This is a genomic window from Herbaspirillum sp. NPDC101397, from assembly GCF_044767325.1.
Lineage (GTDB): Bacteria > Pseudomonadota > Gammaproteobacteria > Burkholderiales > Burkholderiaceae_D > Herbaspirillum.
Genome location: NZ_JBIWNS010000004.1, coordinates 412,946 through 432,248, shown reverse-complemented (window position 1 = coordinate 432,248; position 19,303 = coordinate 412,946). Strand labels below are relative to the sequence as shown.

Sequence of the window (19,303 nt, the reverse complement as noted above, 5' to 3'; positions counted from 1 at the left end):
CCCGGACATTGTTTATCAATCACCCAGGGCGGGAGTCAACATGGTTTCTCTATCCGAATTTTTCGCCATCTTCGCCATGCAGGGCTTCAACGGCCTGTCGGTATTTTGCGTGCTGCTGCTGATGGCGTTGGGCCTGGCGATCATCTTCGGCCAGATGGGCGTGATCAACATGGCGCATGGCGAGTTCCTGACCATCGGCGCTTACATCACGTACCTGCTGTCGCACCTGACCACGACCTACGCGCCCAGCCTGCAACCGTTCTATTTCTTCGGCGCGGTGGTGCTGTCGTTCATCGTCGCCTACGGCTTTGGTTACCTCACCGAGCTGCTGCTGATCAGCCGGCTCTACAAGCGTCCGCTCGACACGCTGCTGGCGACTTGGGGCCTGAGCCTGGCGATGCAGCAGACCTTCCGTTCCATCTTCGGCGCCAAGGAAGTCAGCGCGACTTTGCCGGACTGGCTGCTCGGCTCGTTCAAGCCGACCGAGAACATCGACATCCCGATCAACGGCCTGTTCATGATGTGTCTGACGCTGCTGTTGACCGGCACCATCTTCATCCTGCTGTTCCGCTCGCGCTGGGGCCTGCAAGTGCGCGCCACGATGCAGAACCGCGTCATGAGCGGCGCGGTCGGCATCAACACCCGCAAGGTCGACCGCACCACCTTCGCACTCGGTTGCGGGGTGGCGGGCGTGGCCGGCGCGGCGTTCACCACGATCGGCTCGACCGGTCCCACCAGCGGCTCGCTGTACATCGTCGACACCTTCCTGGTGGTGGTGTTCGGCGGCGCACAGAGCCTGATCGGCACGATCGCTTCGGCCTTCTCGATTGCGCAGACGCAGTCCACCGCCGAGTTCTTCCTGACCGGTTCGATGGCCAAGGTGCTGACGCTGTCGGCGGTGATCCTGATCCTGATGCTGCGTCCTCAAGGCTTGTTCTCGGTGCGTGTACGTAAATGATGTCCTTCAGACTTCCCATCCGCGAGGTTCAACAATGAATGCAGCATACGAAAAATTATTGGGCGGCAGATCCGGACTGACCGGGCTGCTGATACTGGGAGTGCTGTTGCTGGTGATCTTCCCGCTGGGCCTGGACATCTTCCGCCTCAACCTGGTCGGTAAATACCTGTCCTACGCCTTCGTCGCGGTCGGCCTGGTGCTGTGCTGGGGGTACGGCGGCATCCTGAGTCTCGGCCAGGGCGTGTTCTTCGGCGTCGGCGGCTATTGCATGGCGATGTTCCTGAAGCTGGAAGCGTCGGATCCGATCAGCACCAAGATCCAGTCCACGCCCGGCATCCCCGACTTCATGGACTGGAACCAGATCACCTCGCTGCCGGCGATGTGGCAGCCCTTCCACAGCTTCAGCTTCACCGTACTGGCAGTGCTGGCGGTGCCGACCTTGCTGGCGCTGATCATCGGTATGGCGATGTTCAAGCGGCGCGTCGGCGACGTCTACTTCTCCATCGTGACGCAGGCGATCGCCGCGATCCTGTCGATCCTGATCATCGGCCAGCAAGGCCTGACCGGCGGCGTCAACGGCATCACCGACCTGAAGACGCTGATGGGCTGGGACATCCGCACCGACAGCGCCAAGGTGATCCTGTACTTCGTCAATGCCGGTTTGCTGTTCGCCTGCATCCTGTTCGGCCGCTACATCCTGACGTCCAAGCTCGGCCGCCTGCTGATGGCGATGCGCGACAAGGAAGAACGGGTGCGCTTCTCCGGTTACGACGTCGCCAGTTTCAAGGTGTTCGTGTTCTGCGTCGCGGCGATGTTATCGGCCATCGGCGGCGCCATGTTCACCCTGCAGGTCGGCTTCATGTCGCCGTCCTTCGTCGGCATCGTGCCGTCGATCGAGATGGTCATCTACGCCGCGGTGGGCGGACGCATGTCGCTGCTCGGCGCGGTGTACGGCACGCTGCTGGTCAACTTCGGCAAGACCTATTTCTCCGAGACCTTCCCCGAGCTGTGGCTGTTCCTGATGGGCGGCCTGTTCATCGCGGTGGTGATGTACTTCCCCAACGGCCTGGCCGGCGTGTATGAAAAGCAGGGCAAGCGCCTGATGGAAAAGCTGTCCCGTAAAAAAGCAGTACCGCCCGAGCCGGTGAAGCCGAAAGCGGCGACCAAAGCCGATCCGGCGGAAGTCCATATCGACGGCGCCAACCTGGAGGCCAGCAAATGAGCAACGCACCCATCGGATTCGAATCGACCGACCATCCCGTACTGGCGATCGAGGACCTGACGGTCTCCTTCGACGGCTTCAAGGCGGTCGACAAGCTCAACCTCTATGTCCAGCGCAATGAAGTGCGCGTGGTGATCGGCCCCAACGGCGCCGGCAAGACCACGGTGCTGGACCTGATCTGCGGCAAGACGCAGGCGACCTCGGGCAGCATCCGTTTCAACAACCACGAGCTGACCAAGATGAGCGAGCACGCCATCGTGCGCGTCGGCGTCGGCCGCAAGTTCCAGACGCCGTCGATCTACGAAAACCTCAGTGTGTTCGAGAACCTGGAGATGTCCTTCCCGCGCGGCCGCAAGGTATTCGGCGCGCTGACCTTCAAGCGCACCGCCGACGTGGTGGCGCGCGTGGAATCGGTGGCGGCGGAGATCTTCCTCGACCAGCATCTGTACACCCAGGCCGACCTGCTGTCGCACGGCCAGAAGCAATGGCTGGAGATCGGCATGCTGCTGATGCAGGAGCCGGAGCTGCTGATGCTGGACGAACCGGTCGCCGGCATGAGCGTGTCCGAGCGCGAAAAGACCGCACAGCTGCTGGGTCGCATCAGCCAGGGACGTTCGGTGGTGGTGATCGAGCACGACATGGATTTCGTCAAGAGCATCGCGCACAAGGTGACCGTGCTGCACCAGGGAAAGATCCTTGCCGAGGGCAGCATGGACAAGGTGCAGTCGGATCCCAAAGTTATCGACGTGTATTTGGGTCACTGAGTCGGCCATTAATTAATCTTCGGAGCCAGCCATGTTCAACGTATCCAACCTCGCCTCCGGCTACGGCCAGAGCGCCGTCATCCACGACATCAACCTGTCGGTGGCGAAGGAAGAAATCGTCGCCGTCATGGGCCGCAACGGCATGGGCAAGACCACGCTGTTCAAGACGCTGATGGGCATCCTGCCGCTGCGCGACGGCAGCATCAAGATCGACGGCGTCGAACTGGGCGCGATGGAAAGCCATCAGCGCGTCTCGCGCGGCGTGGCCTATGTTCCGCAGGGGCGCATGATCTTCCCCGGCATGACGGTGCTGGAAAACATCCAGACCGGTCTCGCCGCCGATGCGCGCGGCAAGGTGCCGGACGAGCTGTATGCGCTGTTCCCGGTGCTGTACGAAATGCGCAGCCGCAAGGGCGGCAACCTGTCGGGCGGCCAGCAACAGCAGCTGGCGATCGCCCGCGCGCTGGCGACCAATCCACGCGTGCTGCTGCTGGACGAGCCGACCGAAGGCATCCAGCCGTCCATCATCAAGGACATCGCGCGCAGCCTGAAAGAGATCCGCAAGATCCGCGAGCTCACCATCATCGTGTCGGAACAGGTGCTGAGCTTCACGCTGGAGATCGCGGATCGTTTCCTGGTCATCGACAAGGGCCGCTTCGTCTACGAAGACACGCGCGCCAATGTCGACGCGCCGACCATCAGCAAGTACCTATCGGTTTAACGACAGCTTTGAAGGAGGAGCAGCACCATGAGGCACGGAGACATATCAAGCAGTAAAGACGCGGTGGGCGTGGCGGTGGTCAACTACAAGATGCCGCGCCTGCATACCCGCGCTGAAGTGATGGACAACGTCAACCGGATCGCGGCCATGCTGATCGGCATGAAGCAGGGTTTGCCCGGCCTCGATCTGGTTATTTTTCCGGAGTACTCGACGCACGGCATCATGTACGACGAGAAGGAAATGTATGACACCGCCGCCAGCATTCCCGGCGAAGAGACGCGCGTGTTCTCGGAGGCCTGCCGCATCGCCGGCGTCTGGGGCGTGTTCTCGCTGACCGGCGAGCGCCATGAAGAGCATCCGCACAAGGCGCCGTACAACACGCTGATCCTGATCAACGACCAGGGCGAGATCGTGCAGAAGTACCGCAAGATCATGCCGTGGACGCCAATCGAGGGCTGGTATCCGGGCGACACCACTTACGTCTGCGACGGTCCCAAGGGACTCAAGGTCAGCCTGATCATCTGCGACGACGGCAACTATCCGGAGATCTGGCGCGACTGCGCCATGAAGGGCGCCGAACTGATCGTGCGCTGCCAGGGCTACATGTATCCGGCCAAGGACCAGCAGGTGCTGGTGGCCAAGGCGATGGCATGGATGAACAACGTCTACGTCGCGGTCGCCAACGCGGCCGGCTTCGACGGCGTGTATTCCTACTTCGGCCACTCGGCGATCGTCGGCTTCGACGGCCGTACCCTGGGCGAATGTGAGACCGAAGAGATGGGCATCCAGTATGCCGAACTGTCGGTCAGCGCGATCCGCGATGCGCGCCGCAACTGGCAGTCGCAGAACCATTTGTTCAAGCTGCTGCACCGCGGCTACACCGGCAAGATCAATTCCGGCGAATCGTCGGCGGGCGTGGCCGATTGTCCGTTCGACTTCTACAAGACCTGGGTCAACGATCCGCAGGCCGCGCGCGCCCAGGTCGAGGCGATCACCCGCAAGACCGCCGGCACGCCGGAATGCCCGATCCCCGGCATTCCCAACGAATAAATCGTCAATTCACCCGCATTCCACACGAGAAGGAGAGTCGCATGCAACATTTCAAAATCAAGCCCGGCGTACCGCTGGCAGAGCAGCCTGAACTCGGACACAACCGCTGGCATCCCGACCTGCCTTTCCTGTCGTCGGTCAAGCCGGGCGAAGCGATCCTGATTGAATCGCTGGATTTCCTCGATGCCCAGATCAAGGACACCGATGACGTCGCCGACGTCAAGAACGTCGACCTCACGCGCGCCCATCCACTGACCGGTCCTTTCCATGTCGAAGGCGCCGAGCCGGGCGACCTGCTGGTGATCGACCTGCTCGACATCAAGCCGGTGACGCCGGTCGGGTTCTCGGGCGTGTTCTCCAAGGAGAACGGTGGCGGTTTCCTGGCCGATTATTTTCCCGATGCCGACAAGGCGATCTGGGACTTGAAGGGTTTGTACGCGACCTCGCGCCACATCCCCGGCGTGCGCATCGCCGGTCTCACGCATCCAGGCCTGATGGGATGTTTGCCGTCGCACGATCTGCTGGCCGAATGGAATCGCCGCGAAGCGCCGCTTGCCGCCAAAGGCCTGGCCAAGCCGCCTGATCCGAGCACCGCAGTGTTGCGCGGCCTGACCGGCGCCAAGTTCGACGAGATGGCCAAGATCGCGGCGCGCACGGTGCCGCCGCGCGAGCATGGCGGCAACACCGACATCAAGGATCTGTCGGCCGGCACGCGGATTTTCTTCCCGGTGTACGTGAAGGGCGCGGGCTTCTCGATGGGCGACTTGCACTTCTCGCAAGGCGACGGCGAAATCGGTTTCTGCGGCGCGATTGAAATGGACGGCGTCAGCCACGTCGGCTTCGACCTGATCAAGGGCGGCATGGCGAAGTACAACATCACCTCGCCAATCTTCATGCCGAGCGTGGTCAAGCCGCACTATGAGCAATGGCTGACCTTCGAAGGCATCAGCGTCGAAAACGGCGTCAACTACTACCTCGACGCCACCGTCGCCTATCGCCAGGCCTGCCTGAAAGCGATCGACTACCTGACCCACTTCGGCTATACCGGCAGCCAGGCCTACATGCTGCTGACCGCCGCACCGGTGGAAGGACGCATCGGCGGCATCGTGGATATTCCGAACTGCGCGTGCACGGTGTCCTTGCCGACCTCGATCTTCGATCAGGACATCACGCCGAAAGGCATGCTGAACGACAAGTCGTACTGGGGACGAAAGCCGTAGTCGTTCACTCCTTGTTGCGGACGGAGACTTTACTCCGTCCGCGAATCGTCTACCCGAACCATCGCCACACCGGAGCAGAACATGCCCTTATACGATATCCGCTGCAGCCATTGCGAAGGCATCTTCGAGAAATTCCTCAACATGCAGGCCTTGCATGGGCTGGTCGCGTGTCCCTACTGCAAGGAGGACACCACCGCTGCACCGCTGTTGACCGGCGGTCGCGTCGGCTTGCAGGTGACCGAACGCTGGCGTCCGCGCAACGGCGCCGAGCAGCTTGCGGGGCAGGGCGCGGCGGGACCGGGCGCGCATGCGGGCGCGGCGCGCAGCAGCGTGCTGCACAATTGCAAGGGGCATAGCTGCAGCATTTGCCTGACCTGAATCAAGAACGGCTAACAAAACGCCGCTCTTAGTGGGATGAGACAAACTGCGCGCCGTGCTCCTGCGGCGGGAGCGCAAAGCTTTTACGCATGCGCTCGACTTCACCGACCGGCGTGCGGCCGAACAGGCGTTTGAATTCACGGCTGAACTGCGACGCGCTTTCGTAACCGACTTGCGCACAGGCGGCGCCCGCCGTCATGCCGTTGCGCAGCATCAGCAGGCGCGCCTGATGCAGCCGCGTTGATTTCAGGTATTGCATCGGCGAGGTATCCGTCACCGTCTTGAAGTGGGCATGGAAGGTTGGCACGCTCATGCCGGCTTCCTTCGCCAGTTGTTCTATGCCCAGCGCTTCGTCGTAGCTGCGGTGGATCATGCTGATGGCGCGCGAGATCTTGCCGAACTGACCCTGCATGGTCAGCGCAGCGCGCATCGTTCCACCTTGTTGACCGGTCAGCACGCGGAAATAAATTTCGCGCATCAGCGACGGCCCCAGCACCTCCGCCTCCAGCGGATCATGCATTGCCTCCAGAAAACGCAGTACCGAAACTGCGAGCGCGCTTTCCATCGGCGTCGACACCATTCCGCGCGGCCTGGCAATGCTCGGGCCGACACGGTCATCGATCTGCATCATCAGTTCGGCCGCCACCTTGAAATCCAGCCGCAGATAGATCGCCAGCATCGGTTCCTTGTCGCTGGCATCGGTCTCCATCGAAAACGGCACCGGCACCGCGACAGCCAGGTAGTGCTGCGCATCGTACAGATACACATCGCTGCCGAGATAGCCGCGCTTGCGTCCTTGCACCACGATCACGATGCCCGGCTCATACAGCACCGGCATGCGCTTCAACGGACGGTTCGAACGCAGGAAGCGCACGTCGGCCAGCGGCGACAGGTTATAGCCTTCCAGCGGCGTCAGCGCCGCCAGCAAGGCGACCATGCGGCGACGGACTTCGGCGGGAGTGCCGGGTGCAGGGGAGGTGGGCATTTCATTGAATCCGGCAATCGATAATGCGGCTACTTTGCCATCTTCTGCGCTGCTCCGCCAGCAACTCAGAGAATCAGGCAATCATGTGAGAAGAATCGGCAGCCGCGGCGTGCGCGAAAATCGATAATGGCCTGGTCGATTTTCGTTTTTGTTTTCACGCACAGCAAAGGAACTGCCATGTCCGCATCCAAAACTTTTTTCATCACCGGCGTCAGCAGCGGCTTCGGCCTTGCTCTCGCGGAAGCCGCCATCGCTGCAGGCCATCGCGTGATCGGTACGGTGCGCAGCGAAGACGCCCGCCGCGCTTTCGAGGCGCAATTTTCCGACCGGCCGGGGCGGGCGTTTGCGCGCCTGCTCGACGTCACCGATTTTGCCGCGGCGGAACGGATCGCCACCGAGGTCGAGAGCAGCATCGGAGCGGTCGACGTACTGGTCAACAATGCCGGCTACGGACACGAAGGCATCTTCGAGGAATCCGGCATGGACGCACTGCAACGTCAGTTCGACGTCAATGTATTCGGCGCGGTGGCGGTGACAAAAGGCGTCGTGCCCTTCATGCGCCAACGCCGGCGCGGGCACATCATCAACATCACCTCGATGGGCGGCTTCATCACGATGCCGGGCATCGCGTATTACTGCGGCAGCAAGTTTGCGCTGGAAGGGATTTCGGAAACCCTGGGCAAGGAGCTCAAGGCCTTCAATGTCTTCGTTACCGCTGTCGCGCCGGGATCGTTTCGCACCGACTGGGCCGGCCGCTCGATGGTGCGTTCGCCGCGCAGCATCCCCGACTACGACGCGCTGTTCGATCCTATCCGCACCACGCGCGCCGAGCGCAGCGGCAAACAGACCGGCGATCCGCGCAAGGCCGCGCAGGCAATGCTGAGGCTGGTCGACAGTCCGGCGCCGCCGACGCATTTGCTGCTGGGCAGCGATGCGCTGGCGCTGGTGAGGAAGAAGCTGGGTGAGTTGACGCAGGAGCTGGCGCAGTGGGAGGGGTTGACGTGTTCGACCGATGCGGCGGAGAGTTGAGCGGCGTACTCGGAGGGTCTCCGGCGATGGCGAGATGGTGAATGTATTCTTTGGCAACGTCTGACAAATTGCTGAATCTTCTTACAGATTAATACAACTTTACAGTCTTCATTTTGCGGTCTCTCCCCGTTAAACGGGTAACAGCCTTGTTGCGTCCGGCGTCTGCCAGACCGGTCGACATGAGGCTGATCATGATCCGATTTCCCAACGAGGAGCAAAAAGATGAATACCAGAATGATCAGGATTGCAGGCCTGTTGTCGGTCGCTGCCGTAGCGGTCGCCGTCAGCGGCTGTGTAGTGACGCCGCCGTCGGTGCGCCCGGCGTATGTCGAACCGGCTTACGTTGCGCCGCCGGGCGTGGTGTATGTGCAGCCGACCTATGCCTCGCCCGGTCCGGGCTATGCCTGGGAATACCACGCCCACTACGGCTGGGGCTGGCGTCATCCGCAGTACGGCTGGCATCGCGGCTGGCGTTGAGTTTGCGACAACCGCTTGCATTCAGTTGCAGGTCTTCCGCTCTGCATTCCGTAGAAAGAATGCAGAGCGTTTTCATTTCCGCATTTATTTCGCTGTCTTGCCGTCCGTTCTCTGATCGAACTCGCGGCGCGCCTGTTCGATGCTTTGCAAGTTCTCTGCGGCCCAGATCCACACGCCGCAAAACGCCGCGCCCAGGCTCATGCCGAGTTCGGTCAGCTTGTATTCGACGCGCGGCGGCACCACCGGATGTACGGTGCGAATCAGCAAGCCGTCGCGCTCCATCTGGCGCAGTGTCTGCGTCAGCATTTTCTGGCTGATGCCGCCGACCAGTTCGCCGATGCGTGTGAAACGCGATTCGCCGTGTTCCGACAACACTTCCAGAATCAGCATGGTCCACTTGTCGGCGACGCGGCCGATCACCTCGGTGACAAGTGCTTCCAGACGCGGATCGATTTCTTTCGGCGGGGTCTGGGTGGTGTAGTAATACGCCTTGGCAATCTGCTCTTTGGTGGGTGGTGCGATCTTCATTTTCTGGCTCTCCTTTTGGTAACTCTCGCACTGTCGAGTGCCTACTTTCTAAAAGAGAGTGTAGTCCCTATACTGGGTTTTGGCGGGTTTTATGACAAGTAAAACTTGCGCAGCAAAGTTTATGAAGCGGCCATCGATTCAAGGTCAGATCCATCTACGGGAGCAGTCATGCAATTGAAGAACAAAACCATCCTCATCACAGGCGGCAGCAGCGGCATCGGCCTGGAATTGACGCGCCGCCTGCTGGCGCTCGGCAACACAGTCATCATCACCGGCCGCGACGCCGGCAAGCTGGAGGCTGCCAAGCGCACGCTGCCGGCGGTGCACATCATCCGCAGCGACGTCAGCGACGTCGAGGCGATTGCCGCCTTGCACGCACAGGTGACCACGCAGTTTCCGGCGCTGAATGTACTGATCAACAATGCTGGCATCATGCGCAACCTCGACCTCAACGACATGCGTCATGGCGTCGCCGATATTACGCGCGAGATCGATATCAATCTGAGCGGGCCGCTGCGCATGGTGCAGCAATTCCTGCCGCATCTAAAAGCGCAACGGGAAGCCGCAATCATCAACGTTTCTTCGGGGCTGGCTTTTGTTCCGTTTGTTTCTTCACCGATTTATAGCGCCACCAAGGCGGCGCTGCACTCCTACTCGCAGGCGTTGCGCGTGCAATTGCGCGGCAGCAGCGTCACCGTGATCGAATTGGCGCCGCCGGGAACAGAGACGCCCCTGTTCCGTGACGAGTTCAAGGACGAGGTGAAGGACATGAAGGCGATGGATGTAAGAGAGCTCGCCGACCGTGCGATCAAAGGCATCGAAGCGGGCAAGCTGGAGATCCGTCCGGGATTGAGCAACGTGCTCAAGCTGATGAGCCGGCTGGCGCCGGAGTTCATGTTGAATCAGCTGGCGAAGAGTTTCAGGCCGGCCCGGGTGTAAAGATGCTGCCCGGGCGCCGCTGAAGGGGAAAATCCGGAAGACAGGCGACGTACGCCCGATGTACACCCGGGGGCATACGTCGGGACATCACCTCATCAGAATGCGTAGCGGCCTTGCACGTAGATTGTGCGTGGTGCGCCGACCATGCGACCTGCATTGCCGTCGATGTTGCGTGTGTAGTAACGACGGTCAGTCAGGTTGTTGACGCCGGCCAGGAGATCAAGGCCCTTGGCGTTTGGCATCTTCCAGCTGACCTGAGTATTCCAGGTGCGGAAGCCGGGGATCTCGCCGACGGTTGCTGCTGCGTTTTCCTGGACTGTATTGGCGACGTCCATGAACTGGCGGCTTTGATGCGTGGTGGACAGGTTGAATGCCCACGGGCCCGTTTCATAGCGTGCGCCGATGGTGTCGGTTGTGCGCGAATAGAACGGCACGTCGAGGCCCGAGGTGGTGCCGGAGCGTTGCAAGGCGCGTGTGTAGGTATAGGTCGCATACAGATTCAGGCCGCGCAGCGCGCCGTCCTTGTCGAAGCTGTAGTCGATTGCGGTTTCTACCCCGTCATGCTGTGTCTTGCCGATGTTCTGGAAGAGCGCCGGATTGGTGCCGGGGATCTGCGAGATCTGATTGTCGAAGCGGATGTCGAATACGGTGACTTCCGACGACAGATTGTTGCCCTTCCAGCGTGCGCCGGCTTCGACCGTCTTGGCCAGTTCAGGCGACAATGGATTGCTTGCCGACAGGGAGTTGAGCTGGGTGTTCTGCACCACGCCGAAGGAGGTATTGTAGTTGGTGAAGAGCGTCAGTTCAGGCGAGTACAGATAGGCGACGTTGACGGACGGCAGCGGCTTGTTGTTGGTGGTTTCAAACTTGCCGTTGGTGGTCGAATCCACGCGCGTGGAATTGATGTGTTCATAACGCACGCCCGGCGTGATGCGCCATGCGCCGACCGAGATTTTGTTGTCGACGTAGACCGAATGCGCATCGGTAGTGTTCTTGAACGAGCTCACTGCGCCGAATGCGCCGGTGGTGATCGACTCATTGAAGCTCTTGTCGGTGCCGCGCTCACCGATGTAGCGATAGCCGACTGTCACGTCATTGGCGACTTTGCCGGTCACGAAGCGTTGCGTGTAGCGCGGTTCGATGCCGGTGGTCTGGTAATCGCGCGGCTGATGCTGGTAGGCAGCCGGCGTGCCGCTGATCAGCACGCTTTGACGGAAGCTTTCGACGAAGTAAGTGCGGACTTCAACTTCCTGGGTATCCGAAATTGCATTCAGGTAGCCGAAGTCGATGGCTTTGCGATTGCCCGACCAGAAGTCGTGCTTGCGCGTGTTCTGGAATGGATTCGCATTGTATTGTGCAACCGTCAGGCCGCCCGGAGTGCGCGAGAGCACGTCGTAGTAGGACACCTTGCCGTAGATTTCGGAGCTTGGATCGATTTCAAAGCGGAATTTCAACGCGAAGTCGTTCAGGCGTTCGTTGCTGTTGTCGCGCCAGCCCGATCCTTCCGACCCCGAATACAGCATCGCCAGACCCAGGCCGTTGTCGAGCCGGGTGCCTGCAAAGGCGCTGTACTGGTTGCTGGAGCCGCCCTGGCCGTAGCTGTTGTAACGCACGCTGGCGTCCGCGGTCAGGCCCGCCTGGTTCGGGATCGAACGTGTCTTGAAGTTGATGATGCCGCCAACGTTTTGCGGACCGTAACGCACGGCGCCGCCGCCGCGCACGACGTCGATCGACTCGATGTTGTTGAGGCTGACCGGCGCAAACGAGATTTGCGGCTGGCCGTAAGGCGCCACCGACATCGGCAGGCCGTCGAGCAGAATGGTCGAACGCGGCGAATAACGTCCGGTCAGGCCGCGCACGCCGATGTTGAGCGAGATCGCGCTGCCGGCGGTGCCGGAGTTGTCGGTCGCCTGCACGCCGGGGATGCGGCGCATGACGTCGCCGATGTTGACGGCGCCGGTGCTTTCGATCTCGGTCTTCTTGACCACCGTGCGGGCGCCCGGGAAGGTTTTCACGCTGGCGTCCAAGCTGTTGCTGCCCAGCCAATCGCCGCTCACCTGGATAGTCTCCAGGGTATTAGGGGTTTCAGTCTGCTGCGCATACGCAGCGCCGGACAGCGTCATCAACGCAGCGGCGATGGCGGTGGCGCAGCGGGTTTGCGCGGCAATGGCGCGGGGAAGCGGGAGCGATGTCATGGTGTCTTCTGGAAGGATAAAAAACGATGAGGGCGACGCCGGCGTTTTCCTCGTTCGATGCAGCCGGAGGCATGCAAAGAAAACGTAAGCATCTGTAATGGATAAGAATCATAACCATTTACATTTGCATGATCAAACCAAACATGCATCTTGATAGGCTCTGGAAAGCCAATACCCGCCTGCGCTTGCTCCAACCGTTGTAAAACGTCTACAGAATTGCACGGTGCCAAAATGTCAATTGCGGATAGCCGCAGCCTGGTCGTGCTCTTCGGGAAATGATGGCGTCCGGCAAATCCCCGGATGATCGTGTACGCTGTCGCGTTCTGATCGGATCGCATTTTCACGGAGCAGCAAATGAGCACAATCAAAGTAGCCCTTGTCATCGGCGGCGGTAGCGGCATGGGCGCCGGCGTGGCGCAAAAACTGGCGGCCGACGGCTTCGGCGTCGGCATTCTTTCTTCCTCCGGCAAAGGCGAGTCGCTCGGCAACAGCCTGGGCGGTGTCGGCGTCACCGGCTCCAACCGTTCGGTCGTCGATCTGCAAAAAGCCGTCGATGCCTGCCTCGCGCGCTGGGGCCGAATCGATGTGCTGGTCAACAGTGCCGGTCACGGTCCCAAGGGCAAGGTGCTCGAACTCAGCGATGAAGAATGGCTGCTCGGCATGGAGGTCTATCTGATGAACGTGGTGCGCAGCGCGCGCCTGGTGACGCCGCTGATGCAGCAGCAGGGCGGCGGGACCATCATCAATATATCTAGCTTCTCGGCGGTCGAGCCGTCGCAGTCGTTCCCGACCTCGAGCGTGTTCCGCGCCGGCCTGTCGGCCTACACCAAACTGTTCGCCGACAAGTACGCGCCGGAAAACATCCGCATGAACAATATCCTGCCCGGCTTCATCGACAGCCTGCCGGAAAAGCCCGGCATCAAGGAGCTGATCCCGATGGCGCGTTACGGCAAAGTAAGCGAAGTCGCGGCGCTGGCCTCGCATCTGGCGTCCGATGCGGCCGCCTACATCACCGGCCAGAACATCCGCATCGACGGCGGCATCACGCGTTCACTGTAAGAGAGGGACATCGACATGGTGCAATGGCCTGCCGTACTTGCGGTACTGTCCGTCTATATCACCGGCGTGACAATTCCCGGTCCCAATTTTGTCGCCGTCGTACACAAGGCGGTGTCGTCCACGCGTGCTGCTGCACTGGCGCTGGTGGCCGGCATCGTGATCGTGAATCTGTTCTGGGCCACCTGCGCCATCCTTGGCGTGGGCATCGTGTTCGCGGCGTTTCCATGGGCGGCGCTGGCGGTCAAGATCGCAGGGGCCGCTTACCTGATCTGGTTTGGCGGCAATCTCATCCTCAAGGCGGGGAGCGGATCTGCATCGTCGAACGAGGCGAGCGCCGCAGTCAACATGGAAGAGGCGGCGGGATTGCGCCAGGCTTTCGTGCAAGGCTTCCTGACCAACATCGTCAATCCGAAATCGATGGCCTTCTTCGCCGCGGTGTTCGCGTCAGCAACGCCGGCCCACGTCTCGTGGCCGACCTTCGCCGCCATGCTGGGCGTGGTCGGCGTGGTGGCCACGTCCTGGTATTCCATGGTGGCGATCCTGATGTCGCACGCGCGCATTGCCTCCCACTACCGTGCCGGCAAACTCTGGATCGACCGTCTCTGCGGCGGCGTCATCGTCGCGCTTGGCATTCGTCAGCTGGCGCGCTGAGCCAACCAATTTTCTCCCGCTCTTCAAGTAATCCCGCCTGAGTACAACTCTTCGCAGTGACGCAGTCCATTCCGGGCAGCGTCACCGCGTCTGATCGACCCCTTCCGCTCTCTTTTCCTCTTTTCGCTGCCGTATCTGCTTGCACCGCCGCCGATCGCGCGCGGCGCAATCGTAGTGCACCGCACCGTAAAAGCAGATGAAATGCACTGTTTACAAGCGAAATAATCCATCTTGCAGCGCATATAGACAGGCATGGTAATTGCTGTACCATGAACTAGCGGTATAACATATTACTTATTGCATAGGAATAGTTATGGAAAAATTCATCAAGGTTTCACAGGACGGCAACGTCGCCATCATCACCCTCAACCGCCCTGAAAAGCTCAATGCCTGGAACAGCGAAATGCGCGCCGAGATCATCGCCGCGCTCAAGCGCAGCGATCAGGACGCGGCCATCGGCGCCATCATCATGACCGGCGCCGGCGATCGCGCATTTTGCGCAGGGCAGGACCTGGAAGAGGCGCACGGCTTCGACGAGCAACGCGCCGATGAATGGATGACCGAGTGGGAAAATTATTACCGCACGCTGCGCTCGCTCAAGAAGCCGCTGGTCATGGCGCTCAACGGCACCGCCGCCGGCTCGGCTTTCCAGGTGACGCTGCTGGGCGACATCCGCGTCGGCCACGCCGGCTCGCGCATGGGGCAGCCGGAAATCAATTCGGGCATTCCAAGCGTCACCGGTCCGTGGATCATGACCCAGATGCTGGGCCTGTCGCGCACCATCGAACTGACCCTGACCGGCCGCATGATGGAAGCCGAAGAAGCACATCGCCTCGGCCTGATCCATCATCTGGTGCCGGCCGCCGAGGTCATGAGCAAATCGCTGTCCATCGCGCGTGAACTGGCCGCCAAGCCGCCGGTTGCCATGCGCCTCGACAAGCAGCGCTTCTACGAGATCACCGAACCGAGTTTTGTCGACGCCATCGCCGCCGGCCGCCGCATCCAGGGCGAAGCCTACGCCACCGGCGAACCGGCCCGCATGATGGAAGAGTTCTTCAAGAAGCGCGGCCGCACCATCGGCGGCTGAACCGGAACCGGCATCACATTGCAGCACAAGGCACCACCGCAGTCGCAGGTCGGCAATTCCTCTAACAACCACTTATGGGAGTACGTATGACTCAGCAATTCAACAATCATCGCCGCACCGTCCTGAAAATGGCCGGCGCTGCAGGCATGGCGGCCGCGGGCGTCACCGGCGTCGCGTCGTCGGTCATGGCGCAAACCAAGCAACTGGTGGTGGCTGACCCGGGCGGTCCTTACACGGCAGCCTATCGCAAGGCCTTCTACGATCCGTTTGAAAAAGCCACGGGCGTAAAAATCGTCAACGTCGCCCGCGAAGCGCAGCCGGTCGCGCAGCTGACCGCCATGGTGCAAACCAAAAATTTCGTGTGGGACGTCACCACGCTCACGCTGGCGCAGGACATTCCGATTCTCGAAGAAGCCGGCATGCTGGAGCCGCTCGGCATCGTGCCGACCGACTTCAAGAACATGCTGCCTGGTTCGATCACATCGAGCTTCGTCGGCGTCGACGTGTACGCCACCATCCTCGCCTACCGCACCGACAAGTTCGCCAAGAATCCGCCCAAGACCTGGGCCGACTTCTGGAACGTCGAGAAATTCCCCGGTCGCCGCTCGCTGCGCCGCAATGCCATCGACACGCTGGAGCAAGCGCTGATGGCCGACGGCGTTGCATCCGACAAGCTGTACCCGCTCGACCTCGACCGCGCCTTCAAGAGCCTCGACCGCATCAAGAAGCACGTGGCGGTCTGGTGGACCAGCGGCGCCCAGGCCATGCAGCTGATCCAGTCCGGCGAAGTCGACATGATCTCGACCTGGAATGCACGTGCGCAAACCGCCATCGAAGGCGGCGCACCGGTGGCGATCAACTGGAACCAGGGTCTGTATTCGATCGAAGGCTGGGGCGTGCCCAAGGGCAATCCGCGTGCCGCCGTCGCCAAGGAATTCGTCAAGTTCTGTGCCGACGCCAAGCGCCAGAGCGGCTTTACCGACACGCTGGCATACGGGCCGACCGCACTGGAGGCCTATAAGGACATTCCCGCCGCGCGTGCCGCCATCCTGCCCACCGCACCAGCCAACATCGCCTTGATGCGTCCGCCCAGCGGCCTCTGGTGGCACAAGAACCGCAACGCCGTATCGGACCGTTTCAACGCTTGGTTACTTTCCTGATCGCGATACAAGTCATGACTGCCAGACTGCAAACACGTGCAATCAGCAAGCACTACGACAGCGTTACGGCGCTGTCGCCGACCAACCTCGACGTCCGCGACGGCGAGTTCCTGACCCTGCTGGGACCATCCGGATCCGGCAAGACCACACTGCTGCAGATACTTGCAGGCCTGGTCGAGCCGAGCGGCGGTTCTCTATTCATCAACGGCAAGGACGCCACCCACACCGCTGCCGGCGAACGCGGCATCGGCATGGTGTTCCAGAGCTATGCGCTGTTCCCGCATCTGTCGGTGTGGGAAAACATTGCCTATCCGCTGCGCATGCGCAAGATGGACAAGGCGGCCATGACGGCGGCCGTGCGCGATGCGTTGGAAATGGTGCAGATGGGCAGCTACGCCAACCGCTTGCCGCGCGAGCTGTCCGGCGGCCAGCAGCAGCGCATCGCGCTGGCGCGCTGCTTTGTCTACAAGCCGTCGGTGATCCTGCTCGATGAACCGCTGGGGGCGCTCGACAAGAAACTGCGCGAACACATGCAGTCCGAAATCCGCAGCCTGCACAAGGATCTTGGCGCCACCTTCATCTACGTCACGCACGACCAGGAAGAAGCGCTCAACCTGTCCGATCGCATCTGCCTGATGAACCAGTCGAAGATCGAACAGATCGGCACGCCGCAGGATCTGTATGACCGACCGGCCACGGCCTTCTCGGCGCAGTTCATCGGCTACTCCAATCTGCTGTCGGGACGGGTGCAGGAGAGTGCCGCCGGGGCGTCCGGTGCATGCCTTGGCAACGGCCGCTTCAACGTGCCTTTGCCGACGCAGCGTCCGGAGGGCGCGGGAATGAACGCCGAGATCTCGCTGGTGGTGCGACCGGAAGAAGCCTGCCTGGCCGGCGTCGGCGACGCCTACGTCAAGGGCATCGTCAGTGAAGTCGTGTTCGCCGGCTCGGATATCCGCGTGATGGTCGACATCGGCGAAAGCCGGCCGTTCCTGCTGCGCTGCGGCCGCCGCGAAGCACCGGCCGTCGGTGACGGCGTCGGCATTCGCTGGCATGCGGAACATGCCGCCGTCGTGACCTGCTAAGCCTCAGTTCCACCGATACGAGGATTCACCATGTCCAGTTCATTCTCTTCAAGCGCGGCGAAAAAGTCGCTGCGCGCGTGGCTGCCGGCCTTGCCGTGCTTCGTGTTCCTGATCTGCTTCTTCTGCGTGCCGGTGGTCGAGATCCTGCAGACCGGCATGGTCAACGCCGACGGTCACGCCACGCTCGACCAGTTCCGCCGCATGACCAACGACCTGGTGTTCGCCAAGGTGCTCGGCAACACCTTCCTGATCTCGGGATTGACGGCGCTGCTGTCGGTGGCGCTGGGTTTTCCGGTGGCGTATTTCCTGAGCCAGTTGAGCGACAGCTTTCGCGAGCGCTGGATGATCTGGATCATGGTGCCGTTCTGGACCAGCTACCTGGTCAAGACCTTCGCCTGGATCCTGATGCTGTCGAAGACCGGCATCCTGCTGACGCTGGCCGCCAGCCTCGGCCTGGTGGATGATCCGCACGCGCTGGCGCCCTCCATGCTGGGTGTGATGATCGGCATGGTGCACGCCATGCTGCCGCTGGCGGTGATCAACATGTTGCCGATCATGCGCGGCGTCAACGCACAACTGCTGCAGGCGGCGGAGACTTTGGGAGCCAATCGATCAATCGCCTTTTTCTCGGTGTTCCTGCCGATGGCCGGACCCGGCATCGCGGCGGCCGGCCTGCTGGTGTTCATCACCAGCCTGGGCTTCTTCATCCTGCCGGCGCTGCTCGGCACACCGAAGGAAACCATGGTCGCGCAGCTGGTGATCTCGGCCATCAACGACCTGTTCAACCTGCCGTATGCGGCGGCGCTGTCGACCATCCTGCTGATCTTCGCGGTGGCGGTGTTCATTCTGTACGACAAGCTGGTGGGTTTGTCTTCGCTCAGCGGTGACGCCCGTGCGGCGCCGAAGAAGAACAGTTCGGCCGCGACCACTGCGCTGTTGATCGGCCTCGGCCGCCTGTGCGGCAATGGCTACGGCGCGGCCGGCCCGGTGCTGCAGAAAGTGAAGGGACTGAAGCTCTACAGTGTGCTCGCGGTGGCATTACTGTCACTGCCGATTGTCGTGGTGTTCCCGATCGCCTTCACCAATTCGCCGTTCCTGTCGTTCCCGCCGCAGGGTTTCAGCCTGCGCTGGTTCGAAGCCTTCATGTTTTCGCCGGTATGGCAGGCCTCGTTCCTGCGTTCGTTCGGCGTCGCCATCGTCACCGCGCTGGCGTCCACCGCGCTAGGCGTTGGCGCGGCACTGGCGCTGACGCGTCTGCCGCCGCGCTGGACCAAGCCGGTGTTTGCCTTTCTGCTGGCGCCGCTGATCGTGCCGCGCATCGTGGTGGCGGTCGGCCTGTTCTATCTGTTCTCGCGCATGGGCCTGGTCGGCACCGATCTCGGCCTGACCATCGGTCACACGGTGCTGGCCATCCCGTACGTCGTGGTCACCATGGCGGCGGCGCTCAAGCGCTTCGATTGGCGCCTCGACGACGCCGCCCGGATCCTCGGTGCATCCGCCTTCGCGCGGCTGCGCACGATCCAGTTGCCGATGATGATCGGCAGCGTTGCAGCGGCCCTGCAGATGGCGTTCATCATTTCCTTCGATGAACTCACCATCGCGATTTTCGTCAGCGGCGGCATGAAGAACACGCTACCCAAGCAGATGTGGGACGACATGATCCTGCAGGTCAATCCGACCCTGGCCGCGGTGTCGCTGGTCATGGTGATCGTGATTGCGCTGCTGGTCCTGTTGCCTGCGTTCTACAAGATGGCGCGTCGTCGCACGCACGCCATCCATTGACAGTCATCAACATTTA

At 61.5% G+C, this 19,303-nt stretch carries 19 protein-coding genes; 16 read left to right on the top strand and 3 right to left on the bottom strand.

Annotated elements, in window-relative coordinates; genetic code table 11:
- The first annotated feature begins 40 nt into the window (after nt 1–40).
- From urtB to ACIROW_RS12420, 7 genes are all read left to right on the top strand, one after another.
- Nucleotides 41–958, top strand: coding sequence for an urea ABC transporter permease subunit UrtB (urtB, locus tag ACIROW_RS12450; protein ID WP_402275823.1), 918 nt, complete (start codon nt 41–43; stop codon nt 956–958).
- 34 nt (nt 959–992) lie between these two features.
- Nucleotides 993–2,180 (top strand): urea ABC transporter permease subunit UrtC, encoded by a 1,188-nt coding sequence (urtC, locus tag ACIROW_RS12445; protein WP_402275820.1) that lies wholly within the window; start codon nt 993–995, stop codon nt 2,178–2,180.
- Nucleotides 2,177–2,944: an urea ABC transporter ATP-binding protein UrtD gene (gene urtD, locus ACIROW_RS12440; RefSeq protein WP_007884565.1), complete on the top strand. Its 768-nt coding sequence runs from the start codon at nt 2,177–2,179 to the stop codon at nt 2,942–2,944. The genes urtC and urtD overlap by 4 nt, the downstream gene beginning before the upstream one ends.
- Nucleotides 2,945–2,975: 31 nt before the next feature.
- Complete coding sequence (gene urtE, locus ACIROW_RS12435; RefSeq protein ID WP_007884563.1) at nt 2,976–3,665, top strand: urea ABC transporter ATP-binding subunit UrtE; 690 nt, start codon at nt 2,976–2,978, stop codon at nt 3,663–3,665.
- A 27-nt stretch (nt 3,666–3,692) separates the two neighbouring features.
- Entirely contained in the window at nt 3,693–4,715 is a 1,023-nt protein-coding gene (locus tag ACIROW_RS12430) for an aliphatic amidase (RefSeq protein WP_402275816.1), read from the top strand.
- 41 nt (nt 4,716–4,756) lie between these two features.
- Entirely contained in the window at nt 4,757–5,935 is a 1,179-nt protein-coding gene (gene fmdA / locus ACIROW_RS12425; RefSeq protein WP_402275813.1) for a formamidase, read from the top strand.
- Nucleotides 5,936–6,016: 81 nt separating this feature from the next.
- A complete protein-coding gene (locus tag ACIROW_RS12420) occupies nt 6,017–6,313 on the top strand; it encodes an FmdB family zinc ribbon protein (RefSeq protein WP_402275810.1) in 297 nt (98 codons plus the stop codon).
- 28 nt (nt 6,314–6,341) lie between these two features.
- On the opposite strand, the gene ACIROW_RS12415 is transcribed toward ACIROW_RS12420, so the two are convergent.
- Entirely contained in the window at nt 6,342–7,298 is a 957-nt protein-coding gene (locus ACIROW_RS12415; RefSeq protein WP_402275807.1) for an AraC family transcriptional regulator N-terminal domain-containing protein, read from the bottom strand.
- A gap of 177 nt (nt 7,299–7,475) precedes the next feature.
- Here ACIROW_RS12415 and ACIROW_RS12410 point away from each other — a divergent pair, with 177 nt between their 5' ends.
- A complete protein-coding gene (locus ACIROW_RS12410; RefSeq protein WP_402275805.1) occupies nt 7,476–8,327 on the top strand; it encodes an oxidoreductase in 852 nt (283 codons plus the stop codon).
- Nucleotides 8,328–8,549: 222 nt separating this feature from the next.
- A complete protein-coding gene (locus tag ACIROW_RS12405) occupies nt 8,550–8,804 on the top strand; it encodes a hypothetical protein (protein WP_402275803.1) in 255 nt (84 codons plus the stop codon).
- 84 nt (nt 8,805–8,888) lie between these two features.
- On the opposite strand, the gene ACIROW_RS12400 is transcribed toward ACIROW_RS12405, so the two are convergent.
- The gene (locus tag ACIROW_RS12400) at nt 8,889–9,332 is read right to left on the bottom strand and encodes a winged helix-turn-helix transcriptional regulator (RefSeq protein ID WP_402275801.1); all 444 of its coding nucleotides are present in this window, start codon (nt 9,330–9,332) and stop codon (nt 8,889–8,891) included.
- Nucleotides 9,333–9,500: 168 nt separating this feature from the next.
- Between ACIROW_RS12400 and ACIROW_RS12395 the strand changes: the two genes are divergently transcribed.
- Entirely contained in the window at nt 9,501–10,271 is a 771-nt protein-coding gene (locus tag ACIROW_RS12395; RefSeq protein ID WP_402275798.1) for an SDR family oxidoreductase, read from the top strand.
- A gap of 95 nt (nt 10,272–10,366) precedes the next feature.
- Here the strand turns inward: ACIROW_RS12395 and ACIROW_RS12390 are convergent, their stop codons facing one another.
- Nucleotides 10,367–12,466 carry a TonB-dependent receptor family protein gene (locus ACIROW_RS12390; RefSeq protein ID WP_402275795.1) on the bottom strand — a complete coding sequence of 700 codons (2,100 nt, stop codon included), beginning with the start codon at nt 12,464–12,466 and terminating at the stop codon, nt 10,367–10,369.
- A gap of 354 nt (nt 12,467–12,820) precedes the next feature.
- Between ACIROW_RS12390 and ACIROW_RS12385 the strand changes: the two genes are divergently transcribed.
- From ACIROW_RS12385 to ACIROW_RS12360, 6 genes are all read left to right on the top strand, one after another.
- Nucleotides 12,821–13,525 carry an SDR family oxidoreductase gene (locus ACIROW_RS12385; protein WP_402275792.1) on the top strand — a complete coding sequence of 235 codons (705 nt, stop codon included), beginning with the start codon at nt 12,821–12,823 and terminating at the stop codon, nt 13,523–13,525.
- 15 nt (nt 13,526–13,540) lie between these two features.
- Complete coding sequence (locus ACIROW_RS12380; RefSeq protein WP_402275789.1) at nt 13,541–14,176, top strand: LysE family translocator; 636 nt, start codon at nt 13,541–13,543, stop codon at nt 14,174–14,176.
- Between the two features lie 313 nt (nt 14,177–14,489).
- Complete coding sequence (locus ACIROW_RS12375; RefSeq protein WP_402275786.1) at nt 14,490–15,263, top strand: enoyl-CoA hydratase/isomerase family protein; 774 nt, start codon at nt 14,490–14,492, stop codon at nt 15,261–15,263.
- Between the two features lie 86 nt (nt 15,264–15,349).
- Complete coding sequence (locus ACIROW_RS12370) at nt 15,350–16,423, top strand: ABC transporter substrate-binding protein (protein WP_402275783.1); 1,074 nt, start codon at nt 15,350–15,352, stop codon at nt 16,421–16,423.
- Between the two features lie 14 nt (nt 16,424–16,437).
- Nucleotides 16,438–17,505: an ABC transporter ATP-binding protein gene (locus ACIROW_RS12365; RefSeq protein ID WP_402275780.1), complete on the top strand. Its 1,068-nt coding sequence runs from the start codon at nt 16,438–16,440 to the stop codon at nt 17,503–17,505.
- A gap of 30 nt (nt 17,506–17,535) precedes the next feature.
- Entirely contained in the window at nt 17,536–19,287 is a 1,752-nt protein-coding gene (locus ACIROW_RS12360; RefSeq protein ID WP_402275777.1) for an ABC transporter permease subunit, read from the top strand.
- Nucleotides 19,288–19,303 lie beyond the last annotated feature (16 nt).